Origin of the sequence: Rhodococcus sp. RDE2, from assembly GCF_020885655.1 — a bacterium.
Taxonomy (GTDB): Bacteria; Actinomycetota; Actinomycetes; order Mycobacteriales; family Mycobacteriaceae; genus Rhodococcus; species Rhodococcus pyridinivorans.
The window spans coordinates 2,310,318-2,333,098 of record NZ_AP025186.1 but is presented as its reverse complement, the minus strand read 5'-3'; the positions used below and the strand labels follow the sequence as shown (position 1 = coordinate 2,333,098).

Below are 22,781 nucleotides of genomic sequence, written 5' to 3'. Positions count from 1 at the left end.
CCGCGCTTCGGGCACCGATCACGATCGGGACACGTCATGATCATTCGGGTGAAACGTGTGTCACCTTCTGAAAACCACGGGCCGTACCGCGGTCCACCGCAGCCTTCACGACACCGAAGATCAGACCCTGGAGGGCAGCCGCGATCAGCACGTCCCGGGTGCGCTGCGACAGATCCTGGGGTTCGGGCCGTTCGTCACTGCCGCCGACCTTCTTCCACACCTGGTTGAAGACGGCTCCGGCGAGGATGCCGCCTCCCACACTGGCTGTGAGAGCGAGCGGCTTGTAGAAGATCACGCGTGCGTCGGCCATGGATACCTCCTCGATCCGTCGCCACCGTTGGCGCCGGACCGACGGAGTACCCGGGCTCGATCCTCACAAACCTCATCGGGCCCACGAACCTCACCCGGGAACACCGCCGGACGGCACACACGACGGCGCGGCGCCCCGTCCGGAGACGGGCGACACCGCGCCATCGACAGCTACGGGTGATCAGGCCTTGTCGGTGCCCTCGGTCTCGGGTTCGGGCACGAAGTCGATGCCCGTCTCCTTGCGCTGCTCCGGCGTGATCGGGCCGGGAGCATCGGTCAGCGGATCGACACCGCCACCGGACTTGGGGAACGCGATGACCTCGCGGATCGAGTCCACCCCGGCGAGCAGCGCAGTGATGCGGTCCCAGCCGAAGGCGATGCCGCCGTGCGGGGGCGCGCCGTACTTGAACGCCTCGAGCAGGAAGCCGAACTTCTCGTTCGCCTCCTCCTCCGAGATGCCCATCACCTTGAACACCCGCTCCTGGATGTCGGGGCGGTGGATACGGATCGAGCCGCCACCGATCTCGTTGCCGTTGCAGACGATGTCGTAGGCGTACGCCAGCGCCGAACCCGGATCGGTGTCGAAGGTGTCGATGTACTCGGGCTTGGGCGAGGTGAACGCGTGGTGCACCGCGGTCCACGCCGAGTGACCGAGGGCGACATCGCCACTCGCGGTCGCGTCGGCCGCCGGCTCGAACAGCGGGGCGTCGACCACCCACACGAACGCCCAGGCGTTCGGATCGATCAGATCGAGCTTGCGGGCGATCTCGTCGCGGGCCGCACCGAGCAGGGCGCGCATCTGCTTGGTCGGACCGGCGGCGAAGAAGATGCAGTCACCAGGGTTCGCGCCCACGTGCGCGGCGAGGCCCTCGCGCTCGGCGTCGGTGAGGTTCTTGGCGACCGGACCGCTCAACGTGCCGTCCTCACCGACGAGCACATAGGCGAGGCCCTTGGCACCGCGCTGCTTGGCCCACTCCTGCCACGCGTCGAGCTGACGACGCGGCTGGCTCGCACCACCGGGCATGACCACGGCACCGACGTACTCGGCCTGGAAGACACGGAAGGTGGTGTCCTTGAAGAACTCCTTGCACTCCACGAGTTCGATGCCGAAACGCAGATCCGGCTTGTCGGTGCCGAAGCGGCGCATGGCCTCGGCGTAGGTCATCCGCGGGATCGGGGTCTCGAGTTCGTAGCCCACCAGACGCCACAGCGCGTGCAGCACCTCCTCGGCGAGGAGGATCACGTCGTCCTGGTTGACGAACGCCATCTCGATGTCGAGCTGGGTGAACTCGGGCTGACGGTCGGCGCGGAAGTCCTCGTCGCGGTAGCAGCGGGCGATCTGGTAGTAGCGCTCGATGCCACCGACCATGAGCAGCTGCTTGAACAGCTGCGGGGACTGCGGCAGAGCGTAGAAGTTGCCGGGCTGCAGACGGGCCGGGACCAGGAAGTCGCGCGCGCCCTCCGGCGTCGAGCGGGTGAGGGTCGGAGTCTCGACCTCCACGAACTCGTGGTGGGCGAGCACCGCGCGGGCCGCAGCGTTGACCTTGCTGCGCAGACGGATGGTCTTGCCGGGCTTCTCGCGACGCAGATCCAGGTAGCGGTACTTCAGGCGCGCTTCCTCGCCGACCTGGTCGTCGAGCTGGAACGGCAGCGGGGCGGCCTCGTTGAGAACCACGAGCTCGGAGGCGTCGACCTCGATCGCACCGGTCGGGATCTCGAAGTTCTGGTTGCCCTCGGGGCGGATGTCCACCTTGCCGGTGATCCGGACGCAGTACTCCGCGCGGAGCCGGTGCGCCTGCTCGAGGACGCCGGCGCTGCGGAAGACCACCTGCGATACACCCGAGGCGTCGCGCAGGTCGATGAAGATGACCCCGCCGTGATCGCGTCGCCGGGCAACCCAACCGGTGAGGGTGACTGTCTGCTCGGCGTGCTCGGCTCGCAACGAGCCGGCGAGATGGGTGCGCAGCACGGAATTCCTTTCGAAACGATCAGCGACGGGTTCGTCGGCTGTAATCCTACGAAAGACACGATCGGCCCGAGCGCACCCGTACCGAATAGTTCGTGCCAAGCTTGTCCGAATCCGACGAACACAGGAGAAAGCGGCGGCGATGACGTTCAGAGAAGGTGCACGCATGGATGCGGGCCGGGTCCGTACCGGCGGCGGTGGGCGCGGTGGAAAGCTCGCTCTCGGTGGCGGGGCCGGTGGCCTGATCGTCATCATCCTGGCGCTGCTGTTCGGCGGCGATCCGTCCTCGCTGCTCGGCTCGGGAGTGCCCGACACCTCCGGCGATCCGCAGGCCGAGAGCGCACTCGAACAGTGCGAGGTCGGCGGCAGCGCCGCGAACGAGAACGTCGACTGCCGGGTGCTCTACACCGTCGGGTCGCTCGACTCCGTGTGGGAGCAGCAGTTCGGGACGCAGACCGGCGTGGCCTACGTGCAGCCGGAGGTCGAGATCTTCACCTCGGCCACGTCCACCGGGTGCGGCAACGCCACCAGCGACATCGGGCCCTTCTACTGCCCGGCGGACCGGACCGCCTACTTCGACACCAGCTTCTTCGACGAACTCGAGACGCGATTCGGCGCCAGCGGCGGTCCGCTCGCGCAGGAATACGTCGTCGCCCACGAGTTCGGGCACCACCTGCAGAACCAGCTCGGCGATCTCGGTCGCGCGCAGGCCGATCCGCGCGGCCCCGAATCCGGCGCCGTCCGTACGGAACTGCAGGCCGACTGCTACGCCGGGGTGTGGGCCTACCACGCCGACAAGCTGCCCGAACCGACCACCGGCGAGCCCTTCCTCGTGCCGCTCACCGACACCGACATCCGCGACGCACTGTCGGCAGCATCGGCCGTCGGCGACGACCGGATCCAGCGGGCCGCCACCGGCCGGGTGAACCCGGAGGGCTGGACGCACGGGTCGTCCGAGCAGCGTCAGGCATGGTTCCTGGCCGGCTACCGCACCGGCCGGGTCGACGCGTGCGACACCTACTCGGCACGCGATCTCGACAACCCGCCTGTACTGCGCTGAGTCCGTGCGCCTCCGGCACTGCGCTGAGTCCGTGCGCCTCCGGCACTGCGCTGAGTCCGTGCGCCTCCGGCACTGCGCTGAGTCCGTGCGCCTCCGGCACTGCGCTGAGTCCGTGCGCCTCCGGACACCGTCACGCGACGGTGACGGTCATGTTCGCGCGGTCGGCGACGAGATCGGCATGCTTCCGCATGCGCAGGGAGATGGGCCAGGTGCCGGCGCGGCGCGCCTTGAAGAAGAAGACCCGCTCGCCGGTCCCTCCCGGCAACGGGTTCTTCGACGGCACGAATCGGATGTCGCGAAGGACGAGCCCCTCTCCGACCCTCGACGTCGACCAGCAGTAGTCCCGGGAGGTGTTCTCGGGAAGATGCAGCTCGATCATGTCCCCGACACCGACAGTGACATCCTTCGGACCAGTGGCGATGTGCTTCATGACCTCAGGATAGCCCGCGAATGTGATTCCCCTCACTCTCGCGACGATGACGCTCGTGCACTGGTGGCGGCAGCGATGTGTGATGGGACACAAAACGGGGCATTCGTTCTCCATGCACGAGGAACGAGCCGGAATCACACGCAGCGACGCGGTGATGGGAGGACGCCTTCTCGCTCTGGCACACGAGAACGGCTACAGCGAACTGACCGAAGAGGTCGCGGCGCTGGTGTCGAGCGCCGGTTCGGACTCGCCGTCACAGATCACTCCCCCGCTCTACGGGGGCGTGCTGAGGTGGACGGTCTCGACGATCGCCGACGTCGTCGTCGACAAGATCGGTCCGCAGGTGCGGGGCGACGAGAGCTTCGAACTGACCATCCGGACCGAGAGCGGCCGTCACGTCCGGCCGGAGGAACTTCCGCAGCCGGAGAGCACCGTGATGAAGGCGGTCGTCGACGCGCTCGCCGGCGACTCGATCGCAGCCCGCAGCGACCTCGACGAAGTGGTCTTCGCGATGGACTGGGCGTCGCAGATGGAAGCGCTGGTCGAGGCGGTGCTCTGGCTCGATCGGCTTCTCGACACACCGGTACCGGAGGGGAACGACACACCGCCCTGGTGACGTCCACCCCCGGAAGGGAGTGACGGCGAGCGATGGCCGCCTTCACTCCCCTGACCCCCGAGATACTCACGATCTCCGTCGCCGATCGCGCCGCAGCGCTCACCGGACGCGTGTGTGTCGCCGTGAACGCACCGGACGCGGCGGATCCGGTGGAGTTCGCGCAGCATGTCGCGATGGAACTGAGAACGCGGGGCCGCGCGGCGGACGTCGTCGATCTCCACGATTTCGTCCGGCCCGCGTCGCTCCGGCTCGAGCACGGGCGGACCGATCCGTACAGCTACCGCCACGACTGGTTCGACTACGCCGCGGTCGACCGGGAGGTGCTCCGCGCGGTACGCGAACACCAGCGGTGGCTTCCGCGTCTGTGGGACGAGCGCACCGATCGTTCTGCGCGCGAACGCCCTCGGCGAGCGGCGGAGGACCAGATCCTCGTCGTCGCCGGCCCCATGCTCCTCGGCCGTGGTCTCGACTTCGACGTCACCGTCGTCCTGACGATGTCCCGGGGCGCACTCGAAAGGCGCACGCGCGCCGAGGATCACTGGACGATCGACGCGGTGCTCGAACACGACGAGACGGACGCGGACGTCCTGGTGCGCTACGACCACCCCACCCGCCCGGCAGTGCGGACGCGATCGGCCTGAGCGCTCCTGCCGTCGCGGATCATCGCCCCGATCGAGGCTTGGCCAGGACCCGGTGGACGGCCGAGGTCACCGCGTCGGGCGCCACCGTGCCGAAGACCGCCATCGACTTCGCGAGCACGGACCCGGGCACCACGTTCGCCTCGCTGCGCATCAGAGCGGCATAGCCGTCGCGCGCGACGTGGGCGGGATCGTCCTTGGGCGCCTTCCCGAGGATCGTGTCGAGCATCCCGGCACGTGCGAAGAAGTGGGTGTCCGTGGCCCCGGGCAGCATGGCCGTGAGCGTGACCCCGCTGCCGTCGAGTTCCTTGCGGACGCCGTCGGTGAAGGACTGCACGAAGGCCTTGGATGCGTTGTACACGGCCTGGTACGGGCCGGGCATCTTCGACACGACCGACGAGGTGACGAGCATCCGGCCCGAACCCACCCGCAGCATGTCGTTCAGCAACAGATGCGCCAGATGCACCGTCGAGCGCACGTTGACGTCGACGATCGAGAGAACGTCCTCGAGCTCTGCGTCGACGAACGCCCCGCCGATCCCGACACCGGCGTTGAGCGCAGCCGCCGCCGGGACGCGACCTCCGGCCGTCGCCGCCTCGTGCACCGCCCGGACCCCTTCCGGAGTCCTCAGATCCGCGTGGACCGACATCACCTCCGCACCGGACGTCCGCAGGTCGGCAGCGACCTCGTCCAGAGTGTCCGATCTCGCCGCGAGCACGAGGTCGTATCCGTCGGCCGCGAACAGGGCCGCCAGCTCCCGGCCTATGCCTCGCGATGCTCCGGTCACCAGAGCGAGAGGTCGAGCGTCGTTCATATCTCCTCCTCGGCACGTATGGCTCGCGGGTACCCACACCCCGTCGGCTCGACACGGCACCGGGAGCTCGCAACCGTTTGGGTCGGGCACGTCGTCGGGTATGCGGGAGACATCCTGCGCTCGCCCCGTCACGGGCAGTCCCTTCCGATTCCTGGAGTCCACTTGCAGCACAAGACATATCGGCCGTCGTCCGACAGAGCATCGGAGGATGCCCGCGAGGAACTGTGCGCCGCGGCGCAGAAGGTGTTCGGCTGGGACACGCTGCGTCCCGAACAGTTGGACGCGATGGTTCCGCTGCTCGACGGACGCGACGTCCTGGCCGTGATGGCCACCGGCTCCGGGAAGTCCGCGATCTATCAGGTGCCCTCACTGCTGCTACCGGGGGTGACGGTCGTCGTCTCCCCCTTGATCGCGTTGCAGAACGATCAGATCGCCGGTCTGGACCACTCGGAGGCGCCCGAGGCGGTCGCGATCAATTCGCGCCAGCGCGAGTCGGAGAACGAGGCGAACTGGCAGGCCGTGCTCGAACACGACGCCGACTACGTCTTCCTCGCTCCCGAACAGCTCGCCAAGGACGAGGTCCTGGAGCGCCTGAGGAGCGTGGAGGTCTCGCTCCTCGTCGTCGACGAAGCGCACTGCGTCGCCATGTGGGGGCACGACTTCCGGCCCGAATATCTGCGCCTGGGAGACGTGGCCGAGGCTCTCGGCCGACCACCCGTCGTCGCACTCACCGCGACCGCCTCACCCCCGGTCCGCGAGGACATCGTCGAGGCGTTGCGCATGCGGGATCCGCTCGTCGTCGCCGGAGGTTTCGACCGGCCGAACCTCGACATCGAGGTGCGCAGACACACCGACGACGGCGAGAAGCGACGCGCCGTCGTCGAAGCAGTGGCGTCCCTGTCCGGTCCGGGCATCCTGTACGCCGCGACCCGCAAGGACACCGAGCGGTACGCCGAGGCCCTGCGCGAACGCGGGATCGATGCGTGCCCTTATCACGCCGGGATGCGCGCGGCCGAGCGCGAGGACGTCCACCTCGGATTCCTCGACGGTCGCTGCGATGTCGTGGTGGCGACCTCCGCCTTCGGCATGGGTATCGACAAGCCGGATGTGCGTTTCGTCGTGCACGCCTCGGTACCCGACTCGGTCGATTCCTACTACCAGCAGATCGGGCGCGCCGGACGCGACGGGGAGCCGGCCACCGTCCTGATGTTCTACCGTCCCGAGGATCTGTCGCTCGCGACCTTCTTCACCACCCACAACCCCGACGAGGAGCTGATCGGCCAGGTGTTCTCGGCGGTCCGCTCCGCGTCGCCGATGAAGCTCGGACGGCTGCGTACCGAACTCGACGTGCGGGGCCGGAGACTGTCCAACGCGGTGAACCTGCTCGAGCGATGCGGGGCTCTCGTCTCCGGCCGGCGCGGACTCTCCGCCGCCGACATCCCACGACGGAAGGCGGTCGAGCGCGCACGCGAGACGGCTGCCTCGGGTGAACGACTGGACCGGTCGCGGGTCGAGATGATGCGCGGATACGCCGAGACCCGCGGATGCCGCCGCCGGTTCCTGCTCGGATACTTCGGCGAGGCGCTGTCCGACCCCTGCGGCCGGTGCGACACCTGCCGGGACGGCGCGTCCGACGAGGCCGCAACGGTATCCGTGCTTCCGGGCACCGAGACGGCGCAGGTGGACTGCGAGACGTCGGCGTTCGCCCCGAACACTCGCGTGGTGCATGCCGAGTGGGGACCGGGAGTGGTGATGACCTGCGAGCACGATCGCGTCACCGTCCTGTTCGACAGCGAGGGCTACCGGACGCTGTCGCTCGAGGCGATCGCCGAGTCGGGGGTGCTGACGGTCGACGATGCCGGTCGCCCCGACGAGACCCACACCGACACTCTGCCTGCCCACATGGAAGAACCCGTGGCGTGAACCACGGGTTCTTCCGGATCCCGACGTCGGGAGGGGCGGGCTCGGGTCAGGGGCGAGCCGTACCCGGGGCCGTTCGCGTGCGTGTGAGAAGCACGCCGAGAGCGATCATGCCCAGGCCGAGGACGAAGTGGAGCCAGTCGTCCGCGGTGTTCAAGGGCACGAAGTTGGCGCTGCTGTCCTTGTCGATGATCAGACCGTAGATCCACAGCACCAGGTAGATCGCACCGCCGATGATGAGGAAACTGCGGGCCATGGCTGCATCCCGGGCTGCAGCGAGTCCCAGGACACCGAAGAGCAGGTGCACGATGTTGTGGAGGATGGAGACCTGGAAGATCCCCAACAGCAGAGCCTCGGAATGGTGGCCTGCACCCGAGAGCTGGTCGTAGTCCGACGTGACACCCGGGATGAAACCGAGGATGCCCACCAGGAGGAAGACCGCGCCCACCACGAGCGCCGCGGTCTGCACCGGCGTTGCCGTCATCGAGCCGCGGCCGGGGCTTGGTGTTCGAGATGTCATCTTTCGCGTCCTCTCACCGAACGTCCGTTTGGGTTGAGTGGTCCGAATTACATCCACCGGTTAGCCCTGGCGAAACGAACCCAAACGTCGGTTTCTGTGGTCGGGACGGGATCGAGAACGGGGGTCGGAAACGGTGCGGCACTCCGCTCCCCCTGGCCGGACGGAGACGACCATCTCCGGACACGACGAAGGCCCGCGGGATCAACCCACGGGCCTTCGAGTCTGCGAGGCTCAGGCCTGGCTGCTGCCGAACGCATCGCCGGCCGCATCAGCGGAACCGGTGAAGAAGTTCAGCACGTCGAACAGGTCGGCGAGGTTACCGAAGAGGTCGACAAGGAACTCGAGTGCAGGCACGGGCTTCTCCCATCAATGGAACAACAACGAAGTTGTGACGACGCGCGTCGACACGCGATCCAATTGTTACCTGCATTCCACGTCCGCGCAGCACTTAGATTTGTAATCCGGGCCACAAAATGTCCCTACCAGCACAAACGTCGAAATATTCGAGAAAATCGGTCAGAAATGTCGTAATCGCTCGGAAATACCCGCGTCGGACAATCCGGTCCATTCGGATGATAATCCGGGGATTACAAGATCGCTTTGTGACCATACCTCCACCCGGATGGTGGAACTTCCACCCCCGTCCGTTCGTCCTATCCTGTGAATGCATCCGTCAGCCCCACCCGACCCAGAGGGAGTCATGAAACGCCCCAAGCGAAAACCTCGAAGACCCGTCCCGCCCAGATGTGACGCTCTGCTCGTCACCCGAGCCCGGTCCCCGAAGTGCTGACCGCCCTCGGAATCGCGGCCGGCATTCTTGTCGTTCTCGCCATCACTGCACTGACCGGCTACTTCGTCGCGCAGGAATTCGCGTACATGGCCGTCGACCGCTCCCGTCTGAAGGCCCGCGCCGAAGGCGGTGACTCGGCTGCGGCCCGCGCACTGGCGGTCACCCGCCGCACCTCGTTCATGCTCTCGGGCGCTCAGCTCGGCATCACCGTCACCGGCCTGCTCGTCGGTTACGTCGCGGAACCGCTGATCGGTAGCGGCCTCGGCGAACTGCTGGGCGGTGTGGGCATCCCCACCGCCGTGGGTGTCGCCGTCGGCACCGTGCTGGCCGTGCTCTTCTCGACGGTGGTCCAGATGGTCTTCGGTGAGCTGGTACCGAAGAACCTCGCCATCGCCCGTCCCGAACCGGTCGCACGCCGCCTCGCCCTGTCGACGAGCGCCTATCTCGCCGTCTTCGGATGGCTGATCAAACTGTTCGACGCGTCGTCGAATCTCCTGCTGCGAGCCCTGCGCATCGAGCCGGTGCACGACGTCGAGCACTCCGCGACACCGCGCGACCTCGAACACATCGTGGCCGCGTCCCGCGAGACCGGCGAACTTCCGCCGGAGCTGTCCACCCTCCTCGACCGGATCCTCGAGTTCCCGACCCGGACCGCCGAACACGCGATGATCCCGCGGTCGCGGGTCGACGTCGTCGAGCTGGACGAGCCGGTCGCCATGATCCTCGACAAGATGAGCGAGGGGCACACCCGCTACCCCGTGGTGGGCACCTCGTCCGACGATCTGCGCGGGGTCGTGCATCTGCACGACCTCCTCGGCCTCGACACCCCGACGGGCACGGCCGCGACGGTCTGCCGACCGCCCGTGATCGTGCCGGCCACGCTGGCACTACCGGAAGTCCTCACCGAACTGGCCCGGGCCGACGACGAGATGGCACTGGTGATCGACGAGTACGGCGGTTTCGCCGGCGTCGTCACGCTCGAGGACATCGCGGAGGAACTGGTCGGCGAGATCGCCGACGAGCACGATCCCGCGATGGCCGTCGAGGTCATCCGTCCCGAGGGCGACGGCTGGATCGTCCGCGGCGACGCACACATCGACGAGGTGGCCCGCACCCTCGACCACGAACTGCCCGAGGGCGACTACGAGACGCTCGCGGGTCTGGTCATCACCGAGTTCGGCGGCCTGCCCGAGGTGGGGGACACCGTCCGGATCACGCTGGATCCGGATCCGGCCGAACTGTTGAACGAGGACGGCCCGATCCACAGGACCCTGGTGGCCGAGGTACGCGACATCGACAAGCACGTGCCGTCGTCCGTGCGCGTGACCGTTCTGACGGACGAGGTGACCGGCAATGAGTAACCCTGTGGTCGTCGCGGTGGTGACGATCGGCCTGATCGCCGCCAGCGCGTTCTTCGTCGCGGTCGAGTTCGCGCTCATCGCGGCGCGACGACACCGGCTCGAGGACGCAGCGCCGTCGAGCCGCTCGGCGCGCGCCGCCCTGCGCAGCGCGTCCGAACTGTCGGTGCTGCTCGCAGGATCCCAGCTCGGTATCACGGTGTGCACGCTCGCACTGGGTGCGACGACGAAACCCGCAGTGCACCACTGGCTCACGCCCTTGTTCGAGAACTGGGGCGCGCCGCTGTGGCTCGCGGATGTCGCCGGCTTCGTCCTTGCGCTGATCATCGTGACGTTCCTGCACCTCGTCGTCGGCGAGATGGCACCGAAGTCGTGGGCGATCGCCCACCCGGAGAAGTCCGCCACGATGCTGGCGCTGCCGATGCGGGCGTTCATGTGGGTGACCCGGCCGTTGCTCGTCCGGTTGAACCACATGGCGAACTGGTGCCTGCGGAAGGTCGGCGTGGATCCCGTGGATCAGGTCGCCGAAGGTCAGGATCCCGATGCACTCCGCCATCTGGTCGAGCACTCGGCCACCGTCGGCACGCTCGACGAGCGCTATCACGGGCACCTGAGCAGCGCGCTGGAGCTCGAGACGCTCACGCTCGGCGAGATCGTCACGCCGCAGGCGGAGCCGAGCAGTGTGAAGCCGACCTCGACGGCCGACGAGATCCGTGAGACGGCTCATCGCACGGGGCATCTCCGGCTGCTCGTACGCGCCAACGGGCACGTGGACGGTGTCGTGCACGTACGTGACAGTCTCCAGGCCGCACCCGGAACCACGGCGGCCGAACTGATGCGCCCCGCGCTGACGATCGACGCCGTGACGCCGGTCTACGAGGCGCTCACGACGATGCGGGAGACCAGGAACCATCTGGTCACCGTCACCGAGAACGGACGGATCGTCGGGTTGATCACCCTGTCGGACGTCCTGGCCCGGTTGCTGCCGATGAGCGGCGCCGCGAACTGACCCACGACGGCGACAGGCCCGTCCCGGATCTGCGGGGCGGGCCTGTTGCCGTTTCCGGTCCGCCGGAGCGGTCGGCAGTGCCGGTGTTCAGGAATGTCCGAGTGCGGCGTGCATCTCCCAGACGATGATCTCGGCGCCGGTCGCCGTGGTGAGCGCTCGACCGCCACCTCCGGCGATCCGCACCGCGTCTCCTTCGGCGAGAGGTCCGGCTCCCTCGAGTGCGGCTTCGCCCCGGGCGACGAAGAGGTGCACGAAGGGTGCGTCCGGCAGCGTCACGGGGCGATCCGGACGCATCCGCGCGACGTGCATGGCGGCATATCTGTTGCGGATGCGGATGGCGGAATGGTCGGCGTAGGCGTCCATTCCGGATGCGACCGGCACGAGACCGCCGGAGAGCAGTTCGTCGTCGATCTCGAGTTGTTCGTATCCCGGCTCGATCCCGGCTTCGTCCGGCAGCACCCACATCTGCACGAACCGTACCGGTTCGTCGTGCTCGGCGGCATACGACGCGGTGGCACCGGGATAACGCCACGAGTCGTTCTTCTCGGAGTGGAGGATCCCGGAGCCCGCGCTCATGCGCTGCGCGAGACCCGGGTAGATCACCCCGGAATGCCCCGTCGAGTCCTGGTGCACGAGCGATCCGCGGAGCACCCAGGTGACGATCTCCATGTCGCGGTGCGGGTGGGTGTCGAAACCGCTTCCCGGACGGACGATGTCGTCGTTGTTGACCATCAGCATCCCGAAATGCGTGTTGTCGGGATCATAGTGGTGGCCGAACGAGAAGGAGTGCCTCGAGTCGAGCCAGTCGATCTTCGTATGGAGGCGGTCGTTCGCGCGGCGGACGTCGAGAATCGGTGCGGTGCTCATGCGGGGTCCTGTGTCGGGCAGTTCGGATCTGCGGTGGGTGGATTGCGGCGGGGGCGGATACGCGCCTGGGGCAGGGGCGGTGCCGGGAGACGCTCGACCTTGCCGGTGTAGCCGGAGACGCTGCCGAACCGATCGGAGCCGCGTTCCCAGGCGTCCCGGTAGGCGACGATCTCGTCGTGGTCGCGCCCGACGAAGTTCCACCACATGACGATCTCCTCGCCGAAGGGTGTTCCGCCGAGGAGGACGATACGTGCGGGTTCGTCGGTGGTGTTGGTCAGTTCGAGGGCCGGCACGCCGGTTTCGGTGTAGCCGAGCGCGGCACGGGTGAGCACGGTGCCGAACAGTGCGACCGTACCGGTGTCGACGAGCACCCCGTGTTCGAACGACGGGTCGACGTCGAGGGTGATACTCGCTGCGGGGTCCAGGACGATCTCCGCGCCGAGCAGCGGGGTGTACGTCGTCACGGGCGACTCCTGGCCGGCGAGCGAACCGAGGAAGACCTTGACGTCGGCGCCGGGCACCCGGACGACCGGCGGCACGTGGTGCTGGAAGTCGCGGGGCGCATCGCGATGCGCGTCGGGCAGGGCCACCCACAGCTGGACACCGTGCAGCGTCGTGGTCGCGGCGGTGGAGACCTCCGAGTGGCAGATCCCGTGGCCTCCGGTCATGAGGTTCAACTCCCCCGGCCGGACCATCGCGTGCACGCCGTGACTGTCGCGGTGTTCGATCTCCCCGGTGAACAGCCACGACACCGTCTGGAGCCCGGTGTGGGGGTGCGGTGCGACGTCCATGCCGCCGGTGCGGGAGACGTCGTCGGGACCGTAGTGGTCGACGAAGCACCACGCACCGATCAGCGAACGTTGCCGTTGCGGGAGCGTGCGGCGGACGGGCATGGCCCGGGGGCCGCCGAGCGGGACCTCACGCGAGGTGATGATCTCCACGCGGGGGCGGAGCGGGTCGCGAATCGGGAGGTCCTCCGTCCGGCAGCGGATCTCCTCGGGACGGGTGTCGGTGTTGCTCATGCCGCTCGACTCCTCTCGGTGGTCCGTCGGTCGACGCTTCCAGTGTGTCACATTTGATTGCGCAGTCAACTAACACGGGTACACTGGAGGTCATGGGAGAAGCGAAGTGGCTCGGCGACGACGAACAGCGCCTGTGGCGCGCCTATCTCGATGCGACGCGTCTGCTGTTCCAGAATCTCGACAAGCAGCTGCTGCGGGACTCCGACATCTCCTTCACCGACTTCGAGATCCTGGTCCTGCTGTCCGAGGCACCCGACCGCCGGATGCGCATGCGCGACCTCGCCGACGCGAGCACCACGACCCGCAGCGGCATCACCCGCGCCGTTTCCCGCATGGAGAATGCGGGGTGGGTCCGGCGCGTGGAGTGCGAATCCGACCGACGTGGCGCGTGGGCCGAACTGACGGACGTCGGCTACGCGAGACTCGCCGAGGCGGGTCCGGGCCACGTCGAGGCGGTCCGCGAGAACATGTTCGACCTGCTCTCGCCCGATGACGTCACCTCCATGGCCGAGGCCTTCACCCGCATGCGCGATCGCATGATCGACGGTAGACGGTAGGCCGTCCACCCCGGGACGAACACCGCCCGCGCCTCCGAAGGGGGACGCCGGCCCGGTCACGGATATGTTGACCGGGTCACAGTCACCATCTCGAAGGCGGTACCTCCCATGCGGTACGACCCGCGACGCACCTCGCTCGACCTGTATCCGTTGCAGCGCACGATCACGCCCCTGTTCGGCGACACCGACGCGCTCGGGCACATCAACAACGTCTCGATCGCCCGCTACTTCGAGCAGGCCCGCGTCCTCGTCATGGAGGCCGTGTCGTCGACCCTGGGCGGTACCCACCCCTTCGAGCGTGCGGTACTCGCGAAGATCGAGATCAACTTCCTGGCCGAGGTGTTCTATCCGCACGACATCGTCATCGCCACCGGTGTCCACCGCATCGGGACGTCGTCGGTGGTGATCGGCTCGGCCCTGTTCCAGCACGGCCGGTGCGTCGCGCTCGCCGACTCGGTGGACGTCGGCACCGCCGCCGAAGGCGGCTCACAACCGATCCCCGAAGCATCGCGCGTGGCGTTCGAGAAGTTCCGGCTCGCATACCGCGACTGACGCGCCGCCCACGAACCGCCTCAGAACAGGGTGGGCGCCGCCTCGGGTTCGGGGACGTGTTCGTCGGTGCGCAGCGCACCCTTCTCCTCGCGCCGACCGGACGCCCGGACCCCGAGGCGGTGACGTTCGAGCAGGGGCGCGACCCGCTCCCCCAACCACTGCGAGTACTCCGGAGCAACGTAGGCGCCCCGTCCGTAGAGGCGGCGATAGCGTCGCATGAGGGCAGGATGCTCCTGCGCGAGCCACGACAGGAACCACCCGCGGGTCGAGCCGCGCAGGTGCAGCGGTATCACGGTGACCCCCGACGCGCCGGCGGCGGCGAGGGAACCGAAGAGCGTGTCGAGGTGCTGTCGCGAGTCGGTGAGGAAGGGCAGCACCGGAGCGACCATGACGTGGCACGACAATCCGGCGTCGGCGATCGCCTTCACGAGATCGAGACGGGCCTTCGGTGACGGCGTGCCCGGTTCGATGTGCGCGGCCAGTTCGGGATCGCCGATGGGGAGCGACACCGCGACCGACACGTCGACCTGACCGGCTGCCAGCGACAGCAGCGGGAGATCGCGGCGCAGCAGCGTGCCCTTCGTGAGAATGGAGAAGGGGGTGCCGGATTCGGCGAACGCCCGGATGACTCCGGGCATCAGCCGGTAGCGCCCCTCTGCCCGTTGGTACGGATCGGTGTTGGTGCCGAGCGCCACGTGTTCCCGGGTCCAGGATCGTCGCGCGAGTTCGCGGCGCAGGACGGCGGCGACGTTGGTCTTGACGACCAGTTGCGAGTCGAAGTCGTGCCCGGCGTCGAGATCGAGGTACTCGTGCGTGGGCCGGGCGAAGCAGTACCGGCAGGCGTGGGTGCAGCCCCGGAAGGTGTTGACGGTGTACCGGAACGGCAACCGGGAGGCCTCCGGCGTCCTGTTCAGCGCGCTCTTGCACAGCACCTCGTGGAAGGTGACGCCCTCGAACTCCGGTGTGCGGACACTACGGACGAGGCCGGCTCGTTCGAGGCCCGGCAGAGCTCCGTCGTCCGCATCCACAGTCTGGCCCGCCCACCGCATGCCCTCCAGTCGAACATGTGTGCTATTCGCTGTCAACAGATCGTTCGACATCGTGGTCGATCGGACGGGGCGCACTCGCTGTGCAACGAATACATCGGCGTTCCCGCCGGTTCATCCACAGGCGGCCGAGGGTCCGGTGGCTCGCCCGGCGCGCTCGAGTTACAGTGCTCGCCACACTGATCTTCGATGGGGGGTTCGATGAGCGGTCTGTTTCCCGGTGCCGGAATCCGGGTGGTGCCCGACGGTATTCGAGCGTTCGGGTCCACGAATCTTCGTGCGGCCGAGCAGGTGGCGCAGGCGGGGACGTTCGATCTGCAGGCCAACATCTCCGCGTTGAGCCCGGCTCTGGGACTCATCGGCGGAGAGTTCCTCGCGGTGTTCGCCGCGGCCCAGTCCGAGCACACCCGTGCCGTCGCGCAACTGTCGTGGGCCTACGCGTCCAACGGCATCGCAGCACACGAGGCGGCCACCGGTTACGAAACGACCGACACCGGAACGGCTTCGGCGCTGGCCCACGCTGCGGGAGGACTGTGATGCAGGGATCGGTCATCGACACCGCAACACCCGCCGCGTCACCGACCGTTCTCGACGCTCTCCGCGCGTCGCCGATCGGACCGGTCCTCGACGCGCCGCTGCCGGTACTTCCGGAACCCGTTCTTCCCGAGCCGGGTCTGCCCGTCCTCGAGGCGAATTCGATCGTCGAGCTGCTCGAATCGATTCCGGTGCCGGTGCTGCCCGATCTCGAGACGATCGTGCGGCCGCTCACCGAACTCTGCTCGATGTTCGGCACCGGCATCCTCGACTCGCTCGATCCGTCGGCGATCCTGCAGCAGGGGTCGCGTCTGCTCGAGACCGCCACGATGCTCGGACGCAGTGCGCTGCACGCACTTCCGGAGTCGTGGGAGGGGGTGACGGCCGACGAGGCCGCAGGTCACGGTGTGCGCGCACAACAGTCGGCCCTCGAACTGGCCGACCGCGGCGACCGGATCGGCGACGTCACCCGCGCCGCCACTGCGACCGTCGAACGCGGCAACATCGAATTGACCGGCATCGCACAGTCGTTCGTGGCCACGGCGATGGCGGCCGCGCCTGCTCTCGCGACGCCGCCGGGCCAGGCCGCTCTGTTGGCGTCCGCCGCGCAGCATCTCCAGGCTGCCCTGGCCGTCGTCGCGCGTACCCGCGGCGAGCTCACGGTCCACACCGCCGCAATGACGGCGCTGACCACGCCGATTCCCGTGCCCGCGCCGGTGGCCGTGGCCGGGGTGCAGGAGATGCGCACGGTCGCCACGGCCGCAACCGATGTCGCGTCGAGTGTCGCAGCGCCGTTCACGGCCGCCGCGCACGCCGCGACCACTCCCACCGCCTACGCGGCGACCGTGCCCACCGCACACGCGGCGGTTCCGACCGTCGGCGCGGCGGTCGCGGGATCGGCCGGAACGATGTCGGCCGGAGTGGTCGCCGGTCACGGCACCGCGGGGGCCGCGTTCGGAACTGCGGGTGTGCCTGCCGCCGCTCCGATTCCGACCGCCCCGGGCTCGGGCGGGGGTTCGCCGGCCACGACCGGCGCGAGCGCGATGGGAAGGGCACCCTCGACCGGCGGGATGGTCCCCGCGAGCTCGGGCCGCGGATCCGACGACGAGGAGCACCGCTCCCCCACCCGTCTGCTGAGTGCCGCCGCGGAGGGCACCGAGGTCGTCGGCGAACTGCCGTTGGTCGTTCCCGCGGTGATCGGTTCGCACGACGAACGCTGAGCATTACTCGTCGATCGGACGACCCTGTCAGTCGACGAGGGAGGCCACTTCGTGGTCGGTCAGCGTCGTCTGCGGCACCCGGCCGGCGCCGCGCGCGAGTTCGATCGCCCGGTAGAGCGGGCGTTCACCGAGCGCGGCGTCGCGGGCTTCGGCCCGCAACTGTTCGACGAGCACCGACGAGATCGCCGCCGCCGGTGCGATCTCGCTGGTGGCGAGCGCATCCGCGAGCTTTCGCAGGGCAAGCACGTCGAGTTCGCGGCCGCCGCCGTCGGCGTACAGGGCGAGCGGGACCGACACGAGATTGTGCTCGCCGTCGTTGACGCGCACGACGGCCTGCGACACGCCGCCCACCCGGACGATCAGTTCGACCCCGGCGAGTCGCGCGAGATCGACACTGCGCGACCGGAACGCCCCCGACAGGGTGACGACGGTGCCGCGCAGCAGCAGGTGCCGACGCGTCGCCAGGAACGCACCGACGGCCGGCGGCACCGCGAAGACGGCCCCGACGAGCAGCGCGACCCAGCCGGGCGCGACGATCCAGACGAGAATGCCGAGGACGACGCCGACGGCGAGTGCGAGCAGCGCGATCCTGCGGGCGCGTGGCCTGAGCAGCCGGGACGGGATCAGATCGAGCGGGACGGCGGCACCGTCCCGGTCGTCATGCGCCGGCAACGACCTCACCCACACGGGCGACGACGTCCGTGAGTGCAACGCTGTGCTGCTCGCCGTTGCGCAGATCCTTGACGACGATCTCGCCCGCCTCGAGTTCGCGGTCGCCGAGCACGAGGGCGACGACGGCACCGGACTTGTCGGCCGCCTTCATGGCGCCCTTGAGGCCGCGGCCACCGTAGGCGAGGTCGACGCGGACACCCGCGGCGCGCAGCTTGTGCGCGATGGGCACGAGCGCGGCCTTGGCCGCGTCGCCCATCGGCACCCCGTAGACCTCGCACCGCGCGGGACTGCCGGCGGTCTTGCCCTCGGCGGCGAGCGCGAGAACCGTGCGGTCGACGCCGATCCCGAATCCGATGCCCGAGAGCGGCTGGCCGCCGAGCTGTTCCATGAGCCCGTCGTAGCGACCACCACCACCGATGCCGGACTGGGCGCCGAGCCCGTCGTGGACGAACTCGAAGGTGGTCTTCGTGTAGTAGTCGAGGCCGCGCACCATGCGCGGATTGACGACGTACGGAACGCCGATCGCATCGAGGTGCGCGAGCACCTCGTCGAAGTGCGCGCGAGCGGTGTCCGAGAGATGGTCGAGCATCAACGGTGCGTCGGCGGTCATCTCGCGGACCTCCGGGCGCTTGTCGTCGAGCACGCGCAGCGGGTTGATCTCGGCGCGGCGGCGCGTCTCCTCGTCGAGCGGGAGCGCGAACAGGAACTGCTGCAGCTTCTCCCGGTACTGCGGGCGGCAGGTCTCGTCGCCGAGGGACGTGATCTCGAGGCGGAATCCGTCGAGTCCGAGCGACCGGAATCCTGCGTCGGCGACCGCGATGACCTCGGCGTCGAGCGCGGGATCGTCGATGCCGATCGCCTCGACGCCGACCTGCTGGAGCTGACGGTAGCGACCCGCCTGGGGGCGCTCGTAGCGGAAGAACGGTCCGGAATAGGACAGCTTCACGGGGAGCTGACCACGGTCGAGGCCGTGCTCGATCACTGCGCGCATCACGCCCGCGGTGCCCTCGGGACGCAGCGTGACCGAGCGCTCACCGCGATCGGCGAAGGTGTACATCTCCTTCGTGACGACGTCGGTGGATTCGCCGACGCCGCGAGCGAACAGGCCGGTGTCCTCGAAGATGGGCAGCTCGACGTGCCCGTACCCCGCCAGGCGTGCGGCACGGGTCAGACCGTCCCGTACCGCCACGAACTCCGCCGACTGCGGGGGAAAGTAATCGGGCACACCCTTCGGCGCCGAAAACGTGGAGGCCTTGCTCACTGGTACTGCCTTCTCTCGGGATTCTCTCGGTTGGTCACCGGACGGATCGCGGTGTTCGTGCGTCGGTATCGATGCGCCGGTGTCGATGTGTCGGTGTTCGTGCGTCGGTGTTCGTGCCGTCAGCGGGATTCTGCCAGGCCGGTGAGGAAGGGATTCGACACCCGTTCCTGCCCGATCGTGCTCGCCCCGCCGTGTCCGGGGAGGATGTTGGTGCCGTCGTCGAGCACGAGCAGTTTGCGCGCGATCGAGTCGAGCAGTTGCGCGTGATCGCCGCCGGGCAGGTCGGTGCGGCCGATCGATCCCTGGAACAGGGTGTCGCCGGTCAGAGCGACGTTCAGGACGGCTCCGTCGGGCGTGGTGGTGCGGGTGCGCAGGACGACCGAGCCGCGGGTGTGCCCGGGCGTGTGGTCGACGACGAACTCGATTCCGGCGTGTTCGATCTCGTCCCCGTCGGCGAACTCCACGACCTGCTGCGGTTCGACGAACTCGACGCCGTCGAGGAAGGGCGCAAGGCTCGACCCCATGCCCTGCAGCGGATCGGTGAGCATCATCCGGTCGTCCGGGTGGATGTAGACGGGGATCCCGTACCGGTCGGCCACCGGCTGCGCCGACCACATGTGGTCGAGGTGACCATGCGTGAGCAGCACCGCGCGGGGCGTGAGATCGGATCCGGTGAGGAACTCCACGAGCGGCTCGGCGGCGTCCTGGCCGGGATCGACGACGACGCACTCCTTCGCATTGTCCTGCGCGAGGATGTAGCAGTTGGTCTGGAACATCCCGGCAGGGAATCCGGTCACGAGCACGAGCATCGCTCCTACGGGTGGAAGCCTTCGAGGTCTCCTACAGACTATGCGTTGCGCCCTGCCCGCGGGTTGCCGGTCCCGGGTGGCAGACTCGGGTCTGCTTCGAAGTCGGTTGGACCACATCGATCGTTCACGGGAGGACTACTGCAGTGCCGAGCAACGCACAACGGCGCCAGGCCGCGAAACGCAAACTCGAACGGCAGCTCGAGCGTCGAGCCGAACGCGAGCGCAAGCGGCGCCGCATGACGATCGCGCTGTCCGCGCTCGCAGTGATCGTGGTCGTCGGTGCGGGTGTTGCTCTGTGGGCGGTCGACCGGGGCGACGACACGGCCACCGAGGCGGCGTCGAACGACACCTCGGGTTCGGAAATGGAGTACGCCGCGCTCCCCGAGGGCCGGTCCGAGCCGTTGCCCGAGACGGTGAACTGCTCCTACCCCGCGGACGGCCGCGAACCGTCGAAGCCGGCGGAGCCGCCGCGCACCGAGGGCATCCGCACCACCGGCGAGGGCAACACGGACATCAGCGTCAGCGTGGAGACGAGCCAGGGGAACATCGGCCTGATCCTGCACAACGACGATTCGCCGTGCACCGTCAACAGCTTCCTGTCGCTCGCCTCGCAGAACTTCTTCGACGAGACGGCCTGCCATCGGCTCACCACCTCGCCGTCCCTGCAGGTCCTGCAGTGCGGCGACCCGTCGGGTAGCGGGTCGGGCGGGCCGGGTTACCAGTTCGCGAACGAGTTCCCGACCGACCAGTTCGCCGCCGACGATCCCGCGGCGCAGGAACCGATGACCTATCCGCGCGGCACGCTCGCGATGGCCAACGCCGGCCCGGACACCAACGGCAGCCAGTTCTTCCTGGTGTACGGCGATTCGGTGCTGCCGCCGCAGTACACCGTCTTCGGCACGATCGACGAGACCGGTCTCACGACCCTCGACAAGATCGCCGCGGCCGGTGTCGCAGGCGGAGCCGCCGACGGTGCCCCCGCGCTGGAGACCACCCTCACGTCGGTCAGGATGGACTGATGATCCGATTGCGCACCACCCTCGCCGCCGGCGCCGGGCTGGCACTCCTGCTCACGGGATGCTCCGACGACACGTCCACCGACAGCGCCGCGACCTCCTCGGCACCCGCGTCCGTCGCCGACCGGGAGTCCCCCGCCTACACGGGCGAACTGCCGGAGCGACCCGCCGGTGGCGATCCCGTCTCGTGCACCTACAACGCCTCGGGCGACGCCGCGCGCGACGTGACCGCCCCGTCCGCGGACGACGTCTCCGCCACCGGCACCACCGCCGCGCAGATCACCACCAGCGTCGGCGAGATCGGCGTGGAGCTCGACCGGGCCGCGGCGCCGTGCACGGTCAACAGCTTCGTGTCCCTCGCGGAGCAGGGCTACTTCGACGACACGCCCTGCCACCGTCTGGTGACCTCGCCGGGTCTGCAGGTGCTGCAGTGCGGCGACCCGACGGGCACCGGCACGGGCGGTCCGGGTTACGGCTTCGACACCGAGTACCCGGAGAACGTGTACGCGCCCGGCGACGCCCAGCTGCGCCAGCCGGTGATCTACCCGCGCGGCACGGTCGCGATGGCCAACACCGGCCGGCCCGGCAGCAACGGCAGCCAGTTCTTCCTGGTCTACGAGGATTCGCAGCTTCCCCCCACCTACACGGTCTTCGGGACGGTCGACGAGGCCGGACTCACCGTGATCGAGGACGTCGCGGCGGAGGGCGACGACGGATCGATGGCGGCCGGCGGCGGTGCCCCCAACCGCGCGGTGCAGATCGAGTCGGTGACCGTCGGGTCCTGACACCCCCTCGCACGACAGCGCACGACGTCCCGCCCCGGATCCCGGGGCGGGACGTCGTGCCTTCGGGACTCCGACGGCGCGGATACTGCCGACCGGCACGAGATCCGCTGGACCACACCACCTCACGGGGTGATCTCGGGGGTGATTGTTCACCGATCCACCCTCGGCCCCTATCGGTTCGTGCAGGGTTCCGATAGCGTCCCGATGCTGTGATCCACACCACCGAACAGCGGTTCGCGTCCCGGCTCCGTACCGTTGTTCCGCTCTGTCTCGTCGCCGTCGCAGTGTTGCTCGGCGGCTGTGCGCAGGACGCCGGTTCCGAAACCACGAAGGTCACCGAGGTCGCCCAGCCACGGTCCGCTCCCCCACGCGATCTGTCCATCTACCGCGGGCTCCCCGAGGTCCCGGCCCAACCGGCACCGACGGTGACATGCGAGTACGTCGACAGGGGTGGCGCTCGTCCCCCGTCCACCGTATCGACCGTGGGCATCGTCGACCTGACGCTCGAGACGTCGATCGGCGCGATCCCGCTCGTGCTCGACCGGGCCCAGGCGCCGTGCACGGTCAACAGCTTCGTCGATCTCGCGCGTCGCGGGTTCTACGACGGCACCTCCTGTCACCGTCTCGCAACCGATCCGGGCGGTGAGCTCTACCAGTGCGGCGACCCCACAGGGACGGGATCCGGCGGGCCCGGTTACACCTTCGCGGACGAGTACCCGGTACCGCAGTTCGCGGCGGAGGCGGCGACGTCCTATCTCCCGCCGGCGGTGCTGTATCCGCGCGGCACGGTCGCGATGGCCAACGCCGGAGTGGAGAACAGCAACGGCAGCCAGTTCTTCCTGCTGCTCGGAGATTCGCTGTTGCGCCCGGACTTCACGGCCTTCGGCCGCATCGCCGATGCCGGGATGCCGGTGCTCGACGCGGCCGCCGCGGACGGGCACGACGGGTCCAGCCCGCTCGGGGGCGGCGTACCCACGACGCCCGTCGTGATCGGAGCCGTGCGGTGACGG

Annotated in this window: 25 protein-coding genes; 13 read left to right on the top strand and 12 right to left on the bottom strand. The window is 68.6% G+C overall.

Annotated features, from left to right (window positions below):
* Positions 1 to 40 precede the first annotated feature (40 nt).
* Both LPH33_RS10880 and aspS read right to left on the bottom strand, forming a co-directional pair.
* On the bottom strand, positions 41 to 310 hold the full coding sequence (locus LPH33_RS10880) for a DUF4235 domain-containing protein (protein ID WP_229568017.1): 270 nt from the start codon (positions 308 to 310) through the stop codon (positions 41 to 43).
* A 180-nt stretch (positions 311 to 490) separates the two neighbouring features.
* Entirely contained in the window at positions 491 to 2,278 is a 1,788-nt protein-coding gene (gene aspS / locus LPH33_RS10875) for an aspartate--tRNA ligase (RefSeq protein WP_016691638.1), read from the bottom strand.
* Positions 2,279 to 2,417: 139 nt separating this feature from the next.
* Here aspS and LPH33_RS10870 point away from each other — a divergent pair, with 139 nt between their 5' ends.
* The gene (locus tag LPH33_RS10870; protein WP_016691637.1) at positions 2,418 to 3,335 is read left to right on the top strand and encodes a neutral zinc metallopeptidase; all 918 of its coding nucleotides are present in this window, start codon (positions 2,418 to 2,420) and stop codon (positions 3,333 to 3,335) included.
* A gap of 130 nt (positions 3,336 to 3,465) precedes the next feature.
* Here the strand turns inward: LPH33_RS10870 and LPH33_RS10865 are convergent, their stop codons facing one another.
* Positions 3,466 to 3,765 (bottom strand): protease inhibitor I42 family protein, encoded by a 300-nt coding sequence (locus tag LPH33_RS10865; protein WP_016691636.1) that lies wholly within the window; start codon positions 3,763 to 3,765, stop codon positions 3,466 to 3,468.
* Between the two features lie 154 nt (positions 3,766 to 3,919).
* Here LPH33_RS10865 and LPH33_RS10860 point away from each other — a divergent pair, with 154 nt between their 5' ends.
* Positions 3,920 to 4,381, top strand: coding sequence for a hypothetical protein (locus LPH33_RS10860; protein ID WP_229568016.1), 462 nt, complete (start codon positions 3,920 to 3,922; stop codon positions 4,379 to 4,381).
* A 32-nt stretch (positions 4,382 to 4,413) separates the two neighbouring features.
* Positions 4,414 to 5,022 carry a hypothetical protein gene (locus LPH33_RS10855; RefSeq protein ID WP_016691632.1) on the top strand — a complete coding sequence of 203 codons (609 nt, stop codon included), beginning with the start codon at positions 4,414 to 4,416 and terminating at the stop codon, positions 5,020 to 5,022.
* Positions 5,023 to 5,041: 19 nt separating this feature from the next.
* Here LPH33_RS10855 and LPH33_RS10850 read toward each other — a convergent pair whose 3' ends face one another.
* Positions 5,042 to 5,833, bottom strand: coding sequence for an SDR family NAD(P)-dependent oxidoreductase (locus tag LPH33_RS10850; RefSeq protein WP_016691631.1), 792 nt, complete (start codon positions 5,831 to 5,833; stop codon positions 5,042 to 5,044).
* Positions 5,834 to 5,995: 162 nt separating this feature from the next.
* Between LPH33_RS10850 and LPH33_RS10845 the strand changes: the two genes are divergently transcribed.
* The gene (locus LPH33_RS10845) at positions 5,996 to 7,756 is read left to right on the top strand and encodes a RecQ family ATP-dependent DNA helicase (RefSeq protein ID WP_016691630.1); all 1,761 of its coding nucleotides are present in this window, start codon (positions 5,996 to 5,998) and stop codon (positions 7,754 to 7,756) included.
* A gap of 46 nt (positions 7,757 to 7,802) precedes the next feature.
* Here LPH33_RS10845 and LPH33_RS10840 read toward each other — a convergent pair whose 3' ends face one another.
* On the bottom strand, positions 7,803 to 8,237 hold the full coding sequence (locus LPH33_RS10840; RefSeq protein WP_016691629.1) for a DUF4383 domain-containing protein: 435 nt from the start codon (positions 8,235 to 8,237) through the stop codon (positions 7,803 to 7,805).
* Positions 8,238 to 8,504: 267 nt separating this feature from the next.
* On the bottom strand, positions 8,505 to 8,627 hold the full coding sequence (locus tag LPH33_RS26825) for a hypothetical protein (RefSeq protein ID WP_016691628.1): 123 nt from the start codon (positions 8,625 to 8,627) through the stop codon (positions 8,505 to 8,507).
* A 429-nt stretch (positions 8,628 to 9,056) separates the two neighbouring features.
* Between LPH33_RS26825 and LPH33_RS10835 the strand changes: the two genes are divergently transcribed.
* Together LPH33_RS10835 and LPH33_RS10830 are read left to right on the top strand one after the other, a co-directional pair.
* The gene (locus LPH33_RS10835; protein WP_145691725.1) at positions 9,057 to 10,424 is read left to right on the top strand and encodes a hemolysin family protein; all 1,368 of its coding nucleotides are present in this window, start codon (positions 9,057 to 9,059) and stop codon (positions 10,422 to 10,424) included.
* On the top strand, positions 10,417 to 11,430 hold the full coding sequence (locus tag LPH33_RS10830; RefSeq protein ID WP_229568015.1) for a hemolysin family protein: 1,014 nt from the start codon (positions 10,417 to 10,419) through the stop codon (positions 11,428 to 11,430). Before LPH33_RS10835 ends, LPH33_RS10830 begins: the two co-directional genes overlap by 8 nt.
* A gap of 87 nt (positions 11,431 to 11,517) precedes the next feature.
* Here the strand turns inward: LPH33_RS10830 and LPH33_RS10825 are convergent, their stop codons facing one another.
* Both LPH33_RS10825 and LPH33_RS10820 read right to left on the bottom strand, forming a co-directional pair.
* A complete protein-coding gene (locus LPH33_RS10825) occupies positions 11,518 to 12,297 on the bottom strand; it encodes a pirin family protein (RefSeq protein ID WP_229568013.1) in 780 nt (259 codons plus the stop codon).
* Positions 12,294 to 13,319, bottom strand: coding sequence for a pirin family protein (locus LPH33_RS10820; RefSeq protein WP_229568011.1), 1,026 nt, complete (start codon positions 13,317 to 13,319; stop codon positions 12,294 to 12,296). Before LPH33_RS10820 ends, LPH33_RS10825 begins: the two co-directional genes overlap by 4 nt.
* A gap of 92 nt (positions 13,320 to 13,411) precedes the next feature.
* On the opposite strand from LPH33_RS10820, the gene LPH33_RS10815 reads away from it, so the two are divergent.
* Positions 13,412 to 13,876, top strand: coding sequence for a MarR family winged helix-turn-helix transcriptional regulator (locus LPH33_RS10815; RefSeq protein WP_016694941.1), 465 nt, complete (start codon positions 13,412 to 13,414; stop codon positions 13,874 to 13,876).
* Between the two features lie 108 nt (positions 13,877 to 13,984).
* Positions 13,985 to 14,428, top strand: coding sequence for an acyl-CoA thioesterase (locus LPH33_RS10810; RefSeq protein WP_229568010.1), 444 nt, complete (start codon positions 13,985 to 13,987; stop codon positions 14,426 to 14,428).
* Positions 14,429 to 14,448: 20 nt separating this feature from the next.
* Here the strand turns inward: LPH33_RS10810 and LPH33_RS10805 are convergent, their stop codons facing one another.
* Positions 14,449 to 15,477: an Rv2578c family radical SAM protein gene (locus LPH33_RS10805; RefSeq protein WP_229568008.1), complete on the bottom strand. Its 1,029-nt coding sequence runs from the start codon at positions 15,475 to 15,477 to the stop codon at positions 14,449 to 14,451.
* Positions 15,478 to 15,675: 198 nt separating this feature from the next.
* Between LPH33_RS10805 and LPH33_RS10800 the strand changes: the two genes are divergently transcribed.
* Entirely contained in the window at positions 15,676 to 16,011 is a 336-nt protein-coding gene (locus LPH33_RS10800) for a type VII secretion target (RefSeq protein ID WP_229568006.1), read from the top strand.
* On the top strand, positions 16,011 to 17,228 hold the full coding sequence (locus LPH33_RS10795) for a hypothetical protein (RefSeq protein ID WP_229568004.1): 1,218 nt from the start codon (positions 16,011 to 16,013) through the stop codon (positions 17,226 to 17,228). Before LPH33_RS10800 ends, LPH33_RS10795 begins: the two co-directional genes overlap by 1 nt.
* Before the next feature lie 27 nt (positions 17,229 to 17,255).
* Here the strand turns inward: LPH33_RS10795 and LPH33_RS10790 are convergent, their stop codons facing one another.
* The 3 genes from LPH33_RS10790 to LPH33_RS10780 form a co-directional block, all read right to left on the bottom strand.
* Entirely contained in the window at positions 17,256 to 17,900 is a 645-nt protein-coding gene (locus LPH33_RS10790) for a hypothetical protein (RefSeq protein ID WP_229568003.1), read from the bottom strand.
* On the bottom strand, positions 17,887 to 19,161 hold the full coding sequence (gene hisS / locus LPH33_RS10785) for a histidine--tRNA ligase (RefSeq protein WP_229568001.1): 1,275 nt from the start codon (positions 19,159 to 19,161) through the stop codon (positions 17,887 to 17,889). Before hisS ends, LPH33_RS10790 begins: the two co-directional genes overlap by 14 nt.
* Positions 19,162 to 19,280: 119 nt before the next feature.
* Entirely contained in the window at positions 19,281 to 19,964 is a 684-nt protein-coding gene (locus LPH33_RS10780) for an MBL fold metallo-hydrolase (RefSeq protein ID WP_179161701.1), read from the bottom strand.
* Positions 19,965 to 20,113: 149 nt separating this feature from the next.
* On the opposite strand from LPH33_RS10780, the gene LPH33_RS10775 reads away from it, so the two are divergent.
* The 3 genes from LPH33_RS10775 (at position 20,114) to LPH33_RS10765 (ending at position 22,778) form a co-directional block, all read left to right on the top strand.
* Complete coding sequence (locus LPH33_RS10775; RefSeq protein ID WP_088898162.1) at positions 20,114 to 20,989, top strand: peptidylprolyl isomerase; 876 nt, start codon at positions 20,114 to 20,116, stop codon at positions 20,987 to 20,989.
* Positions 20,989 to 21,771: a peptidylprolyl isomerase gene (locus LPH33_RS10770; RefSeq protein ID WP_229567999.1), complete on the top strand. Its 783-nt coding sequence runs from the start codon at positions 20,989 to 20,991 to the stop codon at positions 21,769 to 21,771. The genes LPH33_RS10775 and LPH33_RS10770 overlap by 1 nt, the downstream gene beginning before the upstream one ends.
* 209 nt (positions 21,772 to 21,980) lie before the next feature.
* Positions 21,981 to 22,778: a peptidylprolyl isomerase gene (locus tag LPH33_RS10765; protein WP_145691732.1), complete on the top strand. Its 798-nt coding sequence runs from the start codon at positions 21,981 to 21,983 to the stop codon at positions 22,776 to 22,778.
* The last annotated feature ends 3 nt before the right edge of the window (positions 22,779 to 22,781 follow it).

Coding starts and splice junctions, on each gene's coding strand:
- LPH33_RS10865 (WP_016691636.1), bottom strand. CDS start 3,765: ATGAAGCACATCGCCACTGGTCCGAAGGATGTCACTGTCGGTGTCGGG.
- LPH33_RS10870 (WP_016691637.1), top strand. CDS start 2,418: ATGACGTTCAGAGAAGGTGCACGCATGGATGCGGGCCGGGTCCGTACC.
- LPH33_RS10850 (WP_016691631.1), bottom strand. CDS start 5,833: ATGAACGACGCTCGACCTCTCGCTCTGGTGACCGGAGCATCGCGAGGC.
- LPH33_RS10820 (WP_229568011.1), bottom strand. CDS start 13,319: ATGAGCAACACCGACACCCGTCCCGAGGAGATCCGCTGCCGGACGGAG.
- LPH33_RS10840 (WP_016691629.1), bottom strand. CDS start 8,237: ATGACGGCAACGCCGGTGCAGACCGCGGCGCTCGTGGTGGGCGCGGTC.
- LPH33_RS10795 (WP_229568004.1), top strand. CDS start 16,011: ATGCAGGGATCGGTCATCGACACCGCAACACCCGCCGCGTCACCGACC.
- LPH33_RS10770 (WP_229567999.1), top strand. CDS start 20,989: ATGATCCGATTGCGCACCACCCTCGCCGCCGGCGCCGGGCTGGCACTC.
- LPH33_RS10880 (WP_229568017.1), bottom strand. CDS start 310: ATGGCCGACGCACGCGTGATCTTCTACAAGCCGCTCGCTCTCACAGCC.
- LPH33_RS10855 (WP_016691632.1), top strand. CDS start 4,414: ATGGCCGCCTTCACTCCCCTGACCCCCGAGATACTCACGATCTCCGTC.
- LPH33_RS10800 (WP_229568006.1), top strand. CDS start 15,676: ATGAGCGGTCTGTTTCCCGGTGCCGGAATCCGGGTGGTGCCCGACGGT.
- LPH33_RS10860 (WP_229568016.1), top strand. CDS start 3,920: ATGGGAGGACGCCTTCTCGCTCTGGCACACGAGAACGGCTACAGCGAA.
- LPH33_RS10830 (WP_229568015.1), top strand. CDS start 10,417: ATGAGTAACCCTGTGGTCGTCGCGGTGGTGACGATCGGCCTGATCGCC.
- LPH33_RS10825 (WP_229568013.1), bottom strand. CDS start 12,297: ATGAGCACCGCACCGATTCTCGACGTCCGCCGCGCGAACGACCGCCTC.
- LPH33_RS10810 (WP_229568010.1), top strand. CDS start 13,985: ATGCGGTACGACCCGCGACGCACCTCGCTCGACCTGTATCCGTTGCAG.
- LPH33_RS10805 (WP_229568008.1), bottom strand. CDS start 15,477: ATGCGGTGGGCGGGCCAGACTGTGGATGCGGACGACGGAGCTCTGCCG.
- LPH33_RS10815 (WP_016694941.1), top strand. CDS start 13,412: ATGGGAGAAGCGAAGTGGCTCGGCGACGACGAACAGCGCCTGTGGCGC.